Genomic DNA, 14,613 nt, shown 5'->3' on the forward strand with positions numbered 1-14,613 from the left:
CCCTCGGTAGCTACATCATTTTATCCATTTCTTCTTCAGAGATGTCGAAATTGGAATAAACGTTCTGGACGTCATCATTGTCCTCCATCCGATCCATGAGTTTCAGCATGTTTTCCGCCTGTTTTCCTTCCAGCTTGACCATGGTCTGTGGAATCATGGTCACTTCGGCGGAGTCCGGCTTGAATCCGGCCTTTTCCAAGGCATCCCTTACTTCCATGAAATTGGACGGATCTGTTGTTACCTCGATCTGCTCGTCTTCGTCGCTTACGTCTTCTGCGCCTGCTTCGATGGCTGCTTCAAACAGCTTGTCGAAATCGACGCTTTTGGGGAAAACGATCAGCCCTTTCTTATCGAACATCCAGGATACACAACCGGCTTCACCCATGTTGCCGTTGCATTTGGTGAAGATGCTGCGCACGTCGGAAACGGTACGGTTGCGGTTGTCGGTCATCACCTCAACCAGAACGGCAGCTCCGCCGGGGCCGTATCCCTCGTAGGTGGTTTCTTCGTAGACGACACCGTCCATGCCGCCGGTTCCCTTTTTGATGGCGCGTTCTATGTTATCCTTGGGCATGTTTTCACCCTTGGCTTTGTCGATGGCGGTGCGGAGTCGCGGATTGCCGTCAGGATCGCCACCACCCAGCTTTGCGGCGACGGTAATCTCCTTGATCAATTTGGTGAATATCTTGCCGCGCTTGGCATCGGCAGCGCCTTTTTTGTGTTTGATGGTACTCCACTTATTATGTCCTGACATGTGGTGCAATTCCTTTCGTGGTTGTTATCCGCTTCAAAAAAACGTGGAATACTAACATGGAGAAAATATGGTTGTAAAGAGAGAAAATACGGGTAAAATTAGCCGTATTGTTTAAAATTTGGAGGGTATAGCCATGTCGCAACAACGATTCGAAGAAATGAGCAGCAAGGGTGGAGACGGCCAGGGTAGACGTCTGGGTGACGCTTCAAGGCAATGGCGGGTCGCACAGCGTTACCTTGCCTGTGCCTTGTTGCTGGTGCTTTTTATCAGTGGCTGTGCCATATTCAAGTCTGAAATGGATCTTCCTCCACTTTTGGCACAGGATGAGGTGGTTCGCCCCTTTACCAAACTGGCTGTTGTTCAGGTGAGCCGTCAGCGCTTCGGTACGTCCTATGATCTTAAAACCGAAGATTATGGCTGGGCATATGAAGCGCTGAGAGAGGAGGCGGCAAAGATTGGCGCCGACGCTGTCATTTTCTCGGAGGTCAAACTTGAAGCCTCTTCCTATCTGTTGTTTCCCATGGCCACTGTAGATGCCCGCGGAACTGCAATTCGATTTCGCTGAACCGACCTATCCCCATCCCCTTTCTGTTTCCGTCTTTTTTCATTCCCATCGTTTTATATCCCCATAAGCCGTGGCCTGTTCTGGATTGACGCAAATACAGCTTGCGATCCAGACACATTTTGATTATTTATCAACCTTCGTTTTAATCATGTGGTAGAGGGTCGCAGCGTTTAATCGAATTGCCGTTGAAAAATGTAACTGATTGTTATAGCGCTAGTTATTCCCTGTTTGGCGATGATTAGGAGAAAATAGTCTTGACTGTAATAAAACATTGTGCTAAAAAAATAACAAAAGCTGTTTTCCAAAGTTTAAAACATTCATTTAAACCTGCGTAAACGGGGCAACTATGGACCGCGAAAAAAGTTCATATGCAGTTCAGAGTGTTGAAAATGCACTTGATATACTTGAGGTCCTGGCTGATGAAATTCATGACGGAACTCTGCCGTATCTGGCGGGTAAGCTGGGCATCAGCAGAAACAAAACTTTCCGTCTCCTGGCAACCTTGGAAGGGCGTGGCCTGGTCGAAAAAGATGAGTGGAGCGGTAATTATCATCTTGGCGTTACCACGGTGGAACTGGCCCAGCGGTTCTTGCGCAACATCAGCATGATCAAGCATGCCCATCCAGTCATGGAGTCCCTGGCGAGGAAGCACGATGAGGCAGTGTATATGACTGTCCTGCGCGGAAGCGAGGTGCTTTTTCTCGATATGGTTGACTGCGACCAGCAGATCAAGGCCGAATCTTTTGTCGGCAAAAGATTTCCATTTTTCACCAATGCCGCGGGTAAGGCAATCAAAGCAATGGAATCAAAGGATGTGTTGGAAAAATATTTTCATCACCGGCGCAAGGAGATCCCGAATCAGTTAGGACTGGAAGCAGAGCTTGAGCTGATCCGCGAGAAGGGCGTTGCTGTGGATATAGGGGGGCTTGGCGAGGGAATTGTCAGTGTTGCCGTGGCAGTAAGGGATTATGCCGGGAAGGTGGTCGGCGCCATTGCCATGCTCGGTCCCTCCTTCCGAATGGTGGCAGGGCGACTGGAAAATGAAATTATTCCTTCATTGTGTGAAGGGGCTGAAATGCTTTCCATGAAATTTGGTTATGCCAAAATGTGAATTTAATGTGCATCATTGATTAACAAATCAACGAAAGGGGGGCTGCATCAAGGTTTAATGTTGTTTGAAGCGGAGTCGCTTCCTCCAAATGGTTAAATTACTAATGAAAGGAGTAACTACCATGGCAGAAAAACAGTATGATTGGGGGGCTATAGCCAAAAACCCAAAATTTGTCGAACTCCACCACAAAAAGACAACATTTCTTTTTGGCTGGTGGATATTCTCGTCGGTGTTTTATTTCCTCCTCCCCATCGGCGCAGCGTACACACCTGGTCTTTTCAAAATCAAGATCATCAGCAACATCAACTTTGGTTATTTGTTCGCTCTTTCCCAGTTCTTCGTTTCCTGGGGAATAGCTATGTATTATGCGCATGTTGCCAATAAGGACTTCGACCGGCTCACCCGTGAACTGGTCGATGAGCTCAAGTAAAGGGGGACGACATAGATGAAAAAACTACTCGTAGGATTAGCGTTAGCCCTTTCCGTGGGCTCAATGGCTTTCGCAGAGGAGCAGAAAGCTCCTGCCGGGGCAGTCGCTGCACCGGCCGCCCAGACAGCCACTCCGGCATCTTCTACAGCTCCTGCAGCTATGCAGGCAGTGCCCGCTCCTGCTGCCAAGCCTGCCAGTGACGGCAAGCTCAAGGCGAACCCGAAAGTCACCATCCCGATCTTCCTGATCATCATCGGTGCTACAATGTGCGTAGTCGTCTGGTCTGCAAAGCGGACCAAGTCTGCTGCAGATTTTTATACCGCTGGCGGCGGCATCACCGGCACACAGAACGGTTGGGCTATTGCCGGTGATTACATGTCGGCCGCTTCCTTTCTGGGTATATCCGGCATGATCTCCCTGTATGGCTATGACGGGTTCATGTACTCGGTCGGCTGGCTGGTGGCCTACATCACGGTCCTTCTGATCGTCGCCGAACCATGCCGTAACGCAGGCAAGTACACCCTGGGCGATATCCTTTCCTTCCGCACCGAGCCCAAACCTGTCCGTGCTGTGGCTGCTATCTCCGTTGTTGCGGTCTCCACCTTCTATCTCACCGCGCAAATGGTAGGTGCCGGCAAACTGATGCAGCTTCTTCTCGGGATCAATTACAAATTTGCCATCATCGGCGTCGGTATTCTGATGGTCGGCTATGTTGTTTTCGGCGGCATGACCGCCACCACCTGGGTACAGATCATCAAGGCCGGCCTGCTTATGACCGGTGCTGCAATTCTTTCATTGCTGGTAATGATCAAATCGAATATGAACCCGATTCAGTTCTTTAATGATATCGCAACTAATCCCAATATTGCAGATCATGTGAAATTGCTGCCGATCTATCTGAAAGAGCTCGATGCAGGCACTGCCACGGCGGATGCCGGCCAGCGTTTCCTGGAGCCGGGCCTGTTCCTCACCAACCCGCTCGACCAGATCTCTCTCGGTATGGCACTGGTCCTCGGTACTGCCGGTATGCCGCACATCCTTATGCGCTTTTTCACCGTACCGACTGCCCAGGCAGCTCGTAAATCGGTTATCGTTGCCATGTGGATCATTGGTTCCTTCTACATTCTTACTACGCTGCTCGGGTTCGGTGCTGCGATCCACCTCAGTCCGCAGGGGATCCAGAAGGTTGACAAAGGCGGCAACATGGCTGCCATGATGTTGGCCAAGGCCATGGGGGGGGATATCTCTCCGTTTGTCGGCGATCTGCTGCTGGCCTTCCTCTGTGCTGTTGCCTTCGCCACCATCCTGGCGGTTGTCTCCGGTCTGGTTCTGGCAGCTTCCGCAGCCATTGCCCATGACATCTATGTCAACGTGATCAAAGACGGGCATGCCGACCAGCATGAGCAGGTCATGGCAGCCAGGATAACCTCTCTGGTTGTCGGTGCCATGGGTATCGTTATCGGTATCGCGGCAGAAAAACAAAACGTCGCCCATCTTGTTGCACTTGCCTTTGCAGTTGCTTCATCAGGTAACCTGCCTGTTGTTGTCCTTTCGCTCTTCTGGAGAAAGTTCAACACCGCGGGTGTCATTTCCGGACTGCTTGTCGGCACCATTGCTTCCATCGGCCTGGTTATGGTTTCTCCCAACATGACCTACCCGAACAAGGTGGCTGATGATGCCAAGAAGGCCTACACCTTGCTGGAGAAGGAAATTGCCGCTGGCAAGGTGGCTCCGGATGCGATGGATAAAACCTTGAAGACCATCGCGGAGAAAAAGGATGTTGAAGTCAAGAATCGTGGCGGCAAATCAATGATGGGTCTGGAAAAACCTCTCTTCACCCTGAAAAATCCAGGCATCATCTCCATTCCTCTTGGATTCATGGCTGCTATTTTGGGCGCTCTTGCCTTCCCCAGCCGCCGTTCGGAAGAAATGTTCGACGAGATCTACGTCCGCCAGAATACCGGCATTGGTATGGCCAAGGCTATAGATCACTAATCAAACGCTTTTACATGTGATAGGATTGGGGGAGGCTTCGGCCTTCCCCATTTTTTATGGATCTAACATGCCCTCACAGAATGTCATGACAGAAGAGTCCCCTGAAGCGGTCGTCAATACCGCCATGGAGCAGGTGTTGCGTTTTCTTCCCTTACTGGAAAGGGAAGAATCCTTGCGCTTTCTCCGTTTTTTGTCAGAAAACGTCAATGGTGAAATAGACAGAATAAATACTTTTTCAACCCGTGAGATCGAACTACGGCAACGGGCTTCAGTTGAAACAGACTTTGCAGTCCTCACGGAAATCCATGACGCTCTGAACGAGCTTGAGCTGGAGAGGTTTCTCAAGACCCTTTCGGTACCGGCGCTGCACAGGAACTGCACAGACTATAGGGATCTTCTGGCGGGGCGGGTCCTGGAATTGGTCAGCCAGGAGATGGAACGATCGGGTAAGGGAGCTCCACCGTTATCATTTGCCCTGATAAGCATGGGAAGCGATGGCCGGGAAGAGCAGACGCTGATAACCGACCAGGATTACCTTATCGTTTATGAAGACGGTGGCGGTGAGGCCGCCGACAACTATTTCAGGGAATTCTCGGAACTTCTGGTGGAGAAACTTGCCGAGGTGGGCTTCAAGAAATGCACCGGCGATATCATGCCCACCAACCAGACCTGGAGAGGTTCCCTTGCCCAATGGAAAAGGCGTCTTCTCGCCATCGTCCGCTATGAGTTTGCAGACTACGCTAAAAATCTCATGGATTTGATCGTCCTTTCCGACGCCCGCTATGTGGCCGGCGAGCGAGAGCTGGCCGACCAGCTGGTTTCCACCATTCGCGCCTTTCAGCAGGATTACTTTCAGGTTTTATGGGGGATGGCCAAGGCCGCCACCGAAATGAAACTTGCTTTGGGCTTCCTGAAGAGGCTCTGGACCGAAGGATCGGGAGATCATAAGGGAGAATTCAACCTCAAGCTGCTCGCCTGGGCGCCGCTGGTCATGAATGTGCGCATCCTGGCCATCAATCAGGCAATTCCTGCAACCAACACCCTGCAGCGAATAGAATTTCTTGAAAAGGAAAAGAGCCTTTCGCATACCATGGCCATCGGCTTGAAAGATGCCTACCATATTCTTACCAGACATCGGATTCTGCTCCAGATCAAGGTGATAAAGGGAATCGAAAAGGACTCTTACCATCTGAACCCTTATCAGCTGCCGACGGAAGAGCGTGAGCGTATCCGGCACGCCCTGCTGCGCATCGAGGAACTTCAGAAGACTATCCATGTGAATTTCTCCATCATGTAGTCCGGTAGATTTCCCGCAAGATCTCAATCGCCATCGGGTTGATCCCTGTTTGCTGCCGGTTGTGACAAATGGCTGGATTTTTTTTTCGTGTATACATAATATGCCCTGAATCCCCGTAGATTTGGACCCTCATGCATAGATACCTTTTCAAATTCATGAATAACCTGCGGCTTCGCTGGAAGCTGCTGGTGGTGGTTCTGCCGCTGGTTGTCATTCCCATCTTCCTCGTTGGCGGAGTGATCGGCTATATTTCCACCCAGCAGGCCTATCTGGGCATAACCCAGACCAGTAAGGCTGATTTGGAGCACATGGCCAGCTTCACCATTGATCTTCTCAAGTCTCACCATCAGCAATTTCAGGTCTACAAGCAGGACAAGGAGCGCAGTTTCAACCTTGAACTGGCGACACTGACAAACCTGGCCTACAATATGGTGGAAGCCGAACATCGGCAGATGAAGAGCGGCCACATCGATCCGGCGACCGCCATGCTTGAGGCCCGAAAGGCTCTGAAAAAGGTCAACGTGGGGGAGACCGGCTATATTTATGCCATGTCCAGTAAGGGTGATCTGCAGGTCCACATTGCCCGCGAAGGCGACAACGTCTATAACGAGAAGGACGAAAACGGCAGATACTTCATCCGCGAGATGTGCCAGCGGGCGCTCAAATCCAGATCGGGAGAAGTTCTTTTCATTGTCTATCCCTGGCGAAACGCCATTCTCGGGGACAAGGCGCCGCGGAAAAAGGTTGTTGCTTACCGGTATTTCAAGGAGTGGGACTGGATTATTGCTGCAGGCGGTTATCTGGAAGAGACCTACGGGGATGTCAATTTTGAAAAGCGCGCCTTTGCCGAGTTGAAGGCAAAGATAAAAGCTAAGCAGGTGGGTAAGACCGGCTATATCTTCTGCATGGACAGCAAGGGTAACTTTACCGTTCATCCCGGCGGCGAGGGGAGAAATTTCCTCGATGCCAAAGATTCAGACGGGAATGAGTTTATCCGGGAGATGTGTGTCAACAAGACCGGTTGGATCCGCTATCCGTGGAAAAATGCCGGGGACAGCGTGCCGCGGATGAAAATCGTACGTTATGAGTATTTCCAGCCATGGGACTGGGTTGTGGCGGTCGGCTCCTATGAAGATGAATTTTATCAAGAAGCCAAGGATATCAATCGGCGCATCCTTGAAAGCATGATCGTTCTCACCATCCTTGTCTGCATCATTGCCGCGGCGCTGGTCTTTCTCGCTTCCAAGGTGCTTACCGATCCCATCAACCACATGATCGAGGTCATCCGCAAGGTAAAGCAGGGGCGTTTCAATGAGCGGATGGCTGTGGATGCCGACGACGAGCTGGGCGAACTGGCCAAGGCCTTCAACCACATGACCAGGATCATCAACCGCAACAAGGAGATGGCGGCCAATCTGGCCCAGCAAGGAAAGATGGCCTCGCTGGGGGTTCTTTCTTCAGGGGTGGCCCATGAGATCAATAATCCACTCGGGGTAATACTGGGCTATGCCGGATACCTGGAAGGAAAGCTGTCACCGGATGACCCCAATTACCGGTTTGTCCATGAGATCAAGCGGGAAAGCAAACGCTGCAAGAAGATCGTCCAGGACCTGCTCAGTTATGCCCGGACCCCGAAACCGACTCTGGAAAATACCGATATCAATGCTCTGCTCGATCAGATCGTCGATTTTGCCGCCAATCATACTGATATGCACCACGTTTCCGTGGTAAAGGAATTCGCTGGTGAGTTGCCCACCATCATGGCGGACGGGGATCAGCTGCGCCAGGTGGCCATCAACCTGATCCTCAATTCCGGCGCTGCCATGCAGAGCGGTGGTCGTCTCATTGTCGGCAGCAGGCTTGAGAACAGCTTCATCTTTCTGACTTTTGCCGACAATGGGGCAGGTATCTCCCCTGAAAACCTGGAAAAGATCTTCGAGCCGTTTTTCACCACCAAGACTAAAGGAACGGGCTTGGGCCTGGCCATTACCAAGCAGATCATCGAGCAGCATCAGGGGGAGATTACCATAGAGAGTGAGCAGGGGCGGGGCACGACGGTCGTGGTAAAACTTCCCCTTGAGCGGGAAGAATTTTAAAAAAGTTGTAGCTGGCTTTAAAAACGTGCAAGGACTGACTGATGAGCGATGCAAAACGAGTGATGGTGATCGATAACGAGGAAGGGCTGTGCCGGATGATGGAGGCGGTCCTGCTTGATAACGGCTATAGGACCAAGTCGTACCTGAGATCCTTCGAGGCGGTGGAGGAGTTCGAGGCGGGACAATGGGACCTGGTGGTTACGGATATAAAAATGCCGGTGATGGATGGACTGGAAGTACTGCAAAGGCTGAAGGTGAAGGATCCTGCCATCCCGGTAATCATGGTGACAGCGTATGCCACGGTGGAAATGTCCATTCAGGCTCTACGCCGTGGTGCCTATGACATGTTGACCAAACCCTTCGAACCGGAGGAGCTCCTGTATCGGGTGAAAAACGCCCTGAAACATAACCAGTTGATCGTGGAAAACCGGGAATTGCGGGAAGAACTGGTGGGAAAATTCCGCTTTGACAATATCATCGGCGCTTCCGACTCGCTTAAAGCAGTACTGGAAAGGGTGGAGAAAATTGCCATCAGGGACACCTCGGTTTTGATCACCGGCGAGTCCGGAACCGGGAAGGAGTTGATCGCCCAGGCCATCCACTACAACTCCCTGCGCAAGGAAAACAAGTTCATGGCCATCAACTGTGGCGCCCTGCCGGAATCACTGCTGGAAAGTGAACTTTTCGGCTACAAAAAGGGTGCTTTCACCGGGGCCAAGGAGAACCGACAGGGGCTTTTGGAGGCGGCAGACGGCGGAACCCTTTTCCTCGACGAGGTTGGGAACCTGCCCATGAATGTGCAGAAAACCCTGCTCAGATTCCTCCAGGAACAGGAATTTCATCGGATTGGCGATACAACCCCGACCAAGGTGGATGTCCGCATACTCTCTGCCACAAACTCTGATCTGAAGCAGGCAGTTAAAAACGGAGGGTTCCGTGAGGATCTCTACTATCGGCTTAATGTGGTAAATATTCACCTTCCCCCCCTGCGTGAAAGGAAAGCGGATATCCCCCTGCTGGCAGCCCACTTCATTGCCCTGCAGAACAAGAAGTTCGATACCTCTATCAAGGGCCTTTCCCCTGAGGCGATGGAGGCAGTTCTTTCATATGACTGGTCAGGCAATATCCGCCAGTTGAAAAATGTGATCGAGGCATGTCTCGCCATGGAGACCGGCGAATACATCGGCCTGCCTATCATCTCCCAGTTCATAGAGCTTCCTTCCACCCATGAAGAAGGCCAGACTTCGCTGGATGAGGGAGAATACAACAGGGCTCTTTCCCGCTTCGAAACCGATTATCTGAAGGGACTGCTGCGCAAGAACTGCGGCAACATAGAGGCCGCGGCCCGCGAGGCTGGCATGAACATGGCTACCATCTACCGCAAGATCAAGAAATACAACATCAAGAAAGAAGACTACTGCTGATTAACTGAAGAATTCACCTTTCCCCGTATTTGCAGATTTGCAAAAAACAATAGTGGCTTCGCATTTCTGCAAAAAGCACCATGTATGTCCCCTCCATCAATGTAACTTCATAATAATACAATGCTTTTATGGTTCATGCTATCACCTGGAACCTGTTAATCTGCCTTGCACATCTGCAAAAGGCCGCCCCTCCATTTTTTGGATATTTCTGCCTAAGTATCTGTTACGTAAAGTATTTATTGTTAGTTTTCCCTTTGGTACGGGGGTTGCTTATACTGTTTACAGTTGCTCCTTTCATTGTAGGGGATGATATCGGTGATGTTGGGAGGCTGATCCGATGTCATCCTGTACAGCTACCAGCAAAGCCTTCAGGCTTACACATATGAGGTCCCAATGAAGGTTGAGACAGTTTGTCCCTTCTACGGAAAAAACGATGACTTTTGCGATGTGGGGTGCGGTTACATATCGCCGCACGACGTCAATCAGATCATAAAGTATTGCAGTTGTCGGTACAAAGAGTGTCTGAAATACCAGGAACTGTCTGACCGACTGCCCAAGGAAAGTTTCGAACCAGCAAAATGCTGATTTACTAAGGAGGTAACACCATGCTTTACAATCTTAGTCTGCATCTCAATGCTTTTTATGTGCCTGCAGCAATGACTCTGGCAGGAGCTTTTGTATTTATTTCACTTATAAAGGAGAAAAAAGATGAGCGAAAAAGAGCTTGAACTGTTGGCAAGGATTGAGGACCTGGAGCGGCACACTTGGCGTAACAGTGCAATTCTCAGGGCAGTGGCAATGGTTTCCTTTACCGCTCTTTTCGGCATTATCATCGCCTCCGGTGTAGTGGGTGGCGGTCGTGGCAGCCATTGGTCAGGTCCGGCCTGGAACACCATGTGGCTTTATGGGCTGTTTGCCGCGAATGCGGTGTCGATGTTCTGGACCACCCACAAAGAATAAGGCGGCTTCGTCAAAAGTCCATCTGCTGCCTTCTGCTGCACCTTCCTTCACTGCGGCGTAGCGCTGCTACGCCTCATTCGGAAGTCACAGCACGCGTTGCATATGGAGCTTTTTACTGTGCCGCTGGAAAAACATCAACACTAACTCTTGGAGGTATACATATCATGCCGATGAAATTAACTAACATAATTCTGCTTCTGGTCGTGGTGACGCTGTGCTCTGCGTTCTCCATGCGCATTTTCCAGGGCCTCGACGAGATGATGGGGGATCAGTACTGGGTTGTGGACACCACCCAGGGTGATCACGGCTGGTATGCTATGGGACTTCTGCCCCATGTGAAAAAAGTGCCCAAGGATATTGTCAAGGCTGCAAACACTGATCCTAACGTTAAAGAAAAATATGTCATCTATGCCCAGAGCGGCGATTTTGCCGGCAACTCCGTTTACGGCATCTGCTTCGGTATTCCTCTTATCATGTACCTGATCTGGTTTGCCTTTATCCTTGGATTTCCCGATCGGGTCGACCCCTACCTCCTGCCGAGGAGGATCTTTACCCTGGCGGCCATCACCATCTGTTCTATCCTGGTAAACCTGTTCCTGATGAGGATTGCAGCTGACTTTGCCCGCGATCCGATGGCCCGCATCGCCAACGTTGCCGGCAATCATGCTTCACTCCTTTTTCACAATGCCGGCATCTGGTTTGCCATTCTCTTCTCGGCCCTCGGCACACATAACCACAACGCCCAGGAATCTGCCGCCCCTGACAGCCGCAATTGGCAGACTCAGGCAAATGAGAAGTTTTCCTGGATGTTCACCCTGTTGGCCGCCGTTACCGTTCTTGAGGTTGTGCTGGTCAAAAACAAGCTTGCCCTGCCTGACGCAGCTGTCGATTATTCCGTATGGATCATCTGGGTGGTCATCTTCATGCGCATGTACGGCTTCTCTCCCAAATACTGGATGAAGCGTGGTCGCGGCATTGCCATCATGGTGGTAGGTACCTTATTGACACTTCCGGTCTTCTACCTCCTGGAAAGGGCCACCGGCACCCTCGGAGCTGGCTTCGCTTCACCGATCCTCACCAAAGCGCTCGGTGCCGAAAATTCCAACATCGGTCTTTCCCTGATGGTCTCAATTTATCTTATCTTCTGGATGGAATTTGCTACGGCGATCCGGATGAATGGTCCGGCGAAGTCTGCCGCGGTGGAGAAACACTAAGATCAGTCGATGGTAGAATGGTTACAAAAAACGGCAGCGAATTTTTTCGCTGCCGTTTCTTGTTTTCTGCAACTGATAGGGACCGTTACTCGGTTTTTTCCTTCGAGCCATCTGGTTTCTTCTGGTCGCGATGGCAACGCACGCAATTGTCGGCGATCTTGAAGGCCTTCTTGCCGTCGTGGCATTTGCCGCAGTATTTGCCGGCGTAGAGATCACTCATGACTATTTTTACGCTACCTTTCTTCATTTCAGGGAATACGGCGGGATTATGGCAGTCGCCACAGGTGATGCCGGCGTTTTTATGAGCCTGTCCGTTGAAGACCACAACCCCTTTCGGGCTCCCGGTAAACTCTACTACCTTGTCCTCTCCCACGGCATAGGCTGTACCGGTGAAAGAGAGGGCAATAATGGCGGTTGCCAGCAGGGCGTTTGCTTTCATCTTGGCTTCTCCTTTGACATATTAATATTAGTCTGAATTAACTATGCCATTGGATGAATCAATGTCAAGAATCGGCCTCCATCCGGGAACTGGCTGATATATCAAGGGATTGTAGTGTTTCCTCCAGGTATAGTATGAGGTTGACCACATTGTCTCTGAATTCAGCCGGTACCTCTGGCACGCCAGCCAGTGCAGTATCTAGACGTCTTGCTGCAGAAAGGCTGGCCTTGACCGGGATCAGGGGGTCCGGCTCCTCGGTGTCGTGGCCGGCTGCCACTTCCTTGAAGCGCTTGAGGACTGTCGGGTGACTCCGCTCCTCTTCGACGATGCTTTTGCGCAACTGGGCATACTCATCGTCACTGAAGCCCTTTTCTTCCTTGGCCTGGCGTAGCAGGTCCACAGAACGAAAGTCAGGCAAAGGCTTCAATGGATTGCGCTGGGTCAAGAGCTCCGGTTCCTGCTTTTCCATGTAGCGGTAGGCGAGGGTGAGCTTTTCAGCAGTTCCTTTCTTGATGCGGATCTCCTGGACACAATAATCCTCGAAGCTCTGATAACCCCATTCCCGGAAGTGACCACGGGAACTCACCTGCAGCAGTTTGTCCCCCAATTCCACCCAAGACGACTTGAATTTTTTTGCGGTGTCCAGCACTTGATAACGCTCGGATTCGGGATCCAGCTGCTCCATGATCTTTTCGATGTGGCGTTCGCCGCTTGATTGTGGCATGTCGGTCATGATTCGTTTCTCCATGTTTTGGTGCAAAGCAAGGTAGCAGAAGGAAGGCTCTTTTTGAAGTATTTTTAGCTTGGTTGAGGCTGGATATCAGGGTAGAATTCCTGCCTCTAAAAACCTGTCTTTTATAATGGGGTTAAACAATGCAGGAACAATACAAGGTTGGACCCGAGACGGCGCGCATGCTGGCGCTGGGCCACCCATGGATCATCGCCGACTCGTATACCCGCAGATGGCCGGACGGCAAAACCGGTGAGCTCATTGAACTTGTTGACGACAACGGCCATTTTCTGGCCATGGCTTTGCTGGACCCAATTGACCGTATTGTGGCGCGGGTGTTGTCCCGCAAACGGATGCGGCTGGACAGGGAATGGCTTGGGAAAAGGCTACGCGCAGCAATCCAACTCCGTACTGACCATGCCGACCTCTCCGATTCAAATGCCTACAGGCTGGTCAATGGTGAGGGGGACGGACTGCCCGGGCTGACTGTCGACCGGTATGGCGATTATCTAATGGTACAACTCTATTGCAGCGGCTGGCGGCCGCACCTGAAGCTTATTACCCTGGGGTTGCAGGAGCTTCTTTCGCCAAAGGGGATTTACGAGAAGGACCGGCCGCAAAAGACCAGGGAGCTTGAAGCCTCCAGCGACAATAAAATATATGGCCGCCTGCTCTGCGGCACGGCTGCAAGCCAACCCCTGCAGGTGCAGGAAAATGGTCTGAACTTCCTCGTCAACCTTGAACTGGGGCTAAATACGGGCCTTTTCATCGACCAGCGGCAGAACCGCCGCGATCTTATGGGGCGGGCCAGGGGGAAGAGGGTGCTCAACCTTTTTGCCTATACGGCTGCGTTTTCTGTTGCTGCTGCCGCTTCCGGAGCCAGTCTCGTCACCAGTGTCGATGCCTCGGCAAGTTACCTGGAGTGGGGGAAAGCCAATTTCGGCGCCAACCGTCTCAATCCCCGTCGCTATGAATTCGTCGTCGGTGACTGTTTCGATGTTTTGCAGGATATGCAACGGCAGGGGAAAAGCTATGATATCATCATCATGGACCCTCCATCCTTTTCCACCACGGCCAAAAGCCGCTTCACCACCCGCGGCGGCACGTCGGATCTGGTCGCAGCGGCTCTGCCGCTCCTTGCAGATGGCGGTCTCCTGATCACTTCCTCCAACCACCAGAAGGTGGATGTGGCGGATTATCTAAAGGAGCTGCGCCGTGGTTCACTGCAGGCCAAATGCGAACTGAGAATCACAGGACTCTTCGGTCAGCCGCCGGATTTTCCCTATCCGGTTACCTTTGCCGAGGGGCGCTACTTGAAGTATGTGATCAGTGTCAAGAATCAAGAATGAAGGGTGAATAGGGAGGAAAAAATGACCGAATCACGATTGACAGATCTGGAAATTCATATGATGCATCAGGAAAATACAATCCAGGAATTAAATGACGTGGTCATGGAGCAGCAGCGGATGATCGACCTTTTGCGCTCGGAAGTGCAGACCATCAAGGAACAGCTGCAAGCCCTGGATCCCTCTCTCAACAGGCTGCCGTCTGAAGAGGAGCCGCCTCCACACTACTGAGTCTCATCACAGGAGGAATAA

General features: G+C 51.4%; 16 protein-coding genes. 13 read left to right on the top strand and 3 right to left on the bottom strand.

Annotation, left to right across the window (positions count from 1 at the left end):
- Positions 1–10 precede the first annotated feature (10 nt).
- Positions 11–754 (bottom strand): YebC/PmpR family DNA-binding transcriptional regulator, encoded by a 744-nt coding sequence (locus GEOB_RS11575; RefSeq protein WP_012647409.1) that lies wholly within the window; start codon positions 752–754, stop codon positions 11–13.
- A gap of 133 nt (positions 755–887) precedes the next feature.
- On the opposite strand from GEOB_RS11575, the gene GEOB_RS11580 reads away from it, so the two are divergent.
- From GEOB_RS11580 to GEOB_RS11620, 11 genes are all read left to right on the top strand, one after another.
- Positions 888–1,319: a YbjQ family protein gene (locus GEOB_RS11580; protein WP_012647410.1), complete on the top strand. Its 432-nt coding sequence runs from the start codon at positions 888–890 to the stop codon at positions 1,317–1,319.
- 346 nt (positions 1,320–1,665) lie between these two features.
- Positions 1,666–2,430: an IclR family transcriptional regulator gene (locus tag GEOB_RS11585; protein ID WP_012647411.1), complete on the top strand. Its 765-nt coding sequence runs from the start codon at positions 1,666–1,668 to the stop codon at positions 2,428–2,430.
- A 121-nt stretch (positions 2,431–2,551) separates the two neighbouring features.
- Positions 2,552–2,860 carry a DUF485 domain-containing protein gene (locus GEOB_RS11590; RefSeq protein WP_012647412.1) on the top strand — a complete coding sequence of 103 codons (309 nt, stop codon included), beginning with the start codon at positions 2,552–2,554 and terminating at the stop codon, positions 2,858–2,860.
- 15 nt (positions 2,861–2,875) lie between these two features.
- Positions 2,876–4,855, top strand: coding sequence for a solute symporter family protein (locus GEOB_RS11595; RefSeq protein ID WP_012647413.1), 1,980 nt, complete (start codon positions 2,876–2,878; stop codon positions 4,853–4,855).
- A gap of 67 nt (positions 4,856–4,922) precedes the next feature.
- Positions 4,923–6,152 carry a putative nucleotidyltransferase substrate binding domain-containing protein gene (locus tag GEOB_RS11600; RefSeq protein ID WP_012647414.1) on the top strand — a complete coding sequence of 410 codons (1,230 nt, stop codon included), beginning with the start codon at positions 4,923–4,925 and terminating at the stop codon, positions 6,150–6,152.
- A gap of 131 nt (positions 6,153–6,283) precedes the next feature.
- Entirely contained in the window at positions 6,284–8,248 is a 1,965-nt protein-coding gene (locus GEOB_RS11605; protein ID WP_012647415.1) for a cache domain-containing protein, read from the top strand.
- A gap of 41 nt (positions 8,249–8,289) precedes the next feature.
- The gene (locus GEOB_RS11610) at positions 8,290–9,672 is read left to right on the top strand and encodes a sigma-54-dependent transcriptional regulator (protein WP_012647416.1); all 1,383 of its coding nucleotides are present in this window, start codon (positions 8,290–8,292) and stop codon (positions 9,670–9,672) included.
- A gap of 393 nt (positions 9,673–10,065) precedes the next feature.
- Positions 10,066–10,257, top strand: coding sequence for a hypothetical protein (locus GEOB_RS20700; RefSeq protein WP_012647417.1), 192 nt, complete (start codon positions 10,066–10,068; stop codon positions 10,255–10,257).
- A 20-nt stretch (positions 10,258–10,277) separates the two neighbouring features.
- On the top strand, positions 10,278–10,400 hold the full coding sequence (locus tag GEOB_RS20555) for a hypothetical protein (RefSeq protein WP_012647418.1): 123 nt from the start codon (positions 10,278–10,280) through the stop codon (positions 10,398–10,400).
- Positions 10,381–10,632 carry a hypothetical protein gene (locus tag GEOB_RS11615; RefSeq protein WP_012647419.1) on the top strand — a complete coding sequence of 84 codons (252 nt, stop codon included), beginning with the start codon at positions 10,381–10,383 and terminating at the stop codon, positions 10,630–10,632. Before GEOB_RS20555 ends, GEOB_RS11615 begins: the two co-directional genes overlap by 20 nt.
- Positions 10,633–10,796: 164 nt before the next feature.
- Complete coding sequence (locus GEOB_RS11620; RefSeq protein WP_012647420.1) at positions 10,797–11,846, top strand: hypothetical protein; 1,050 nt, start codon at positions 10,797–10,799, stop codon at positions 11,844–11,846.
- 85 nt (positions 11,847–11,931) lie between these two features.
- Here the strand turns inward: GEOB_RS11620 and GEOB_RS11625 are convergent, their stop codons facing one another.
- Both GEOB_RS11625 and GEOB_RS11630 read right to left on the bottom strand, forming a co-directional pair.
- Positions 11,932–12,285: a c(7)-type cytochrome triheme domain-containing protein gene (locus GEOB_RS11625; protein ID WP_012647421.1), complete on the bottom strand. Its 354-nt coding sequence runs from the start codon at positions 12,283–12,285 to the stop codon at positions 11,932–11,934.
- 64 nt (positions 12,286–12,349) lie between these two features.
- Positions 12,350–13,018 (bottom strand): hypothetical protein, encoded by a 669-nt coding sequence (locus GEOB_RS11630; protein ID WP_012647422.1) that lies wholly within the window; start codon positions 13,016–13,018, stop codon positions 12,350–12,352.
- Between the two features lie 140 nt (positions 13,019–13,158).
- Between GEOB_RS11630 and GEOB_RS11635 the strand changes: the two genes are divergently transcribed.
- Together GEOB_RS11635 and GEOB_RS11640 are read left to right on the top strand one after the other, a co-directional pair.
- Positions 13,159–14,364, top strand: coding sequence for a class I SAM-dependent rRNA methyltransferase (locus GEOB_RS11635; protein WP_012647423.1), 1,206 nt, complete (start codon positions 13,159–13,161; stop codon positions 14,362–14,364).
- A gap of 21 nt (positions 14,365–14,385) precedes the next feature.
- Positions 14,386–14,592: a SlyX family protein gene (locus GEOB_RS11640; protein WP_012647424.1), complete on the top strand. Its 207-nt coding sequence runs from the start codon at positions 14,386–14,388 to the stop codon at positions 14,590–14,592.
- Positions 14,593–14,613 lie beyond the last annotated feature (21 nt).

Source organism: Geotalea daltonii FRC-32 (assembly GCF_000022265.1).
Taxonomy (GTDB): domain Bacteria; phylum Desulfobacterota; class Desulfuromonadia; order Geobacterales; family Geobacteraceae; genus Geotalea; species Geotalea daltonii.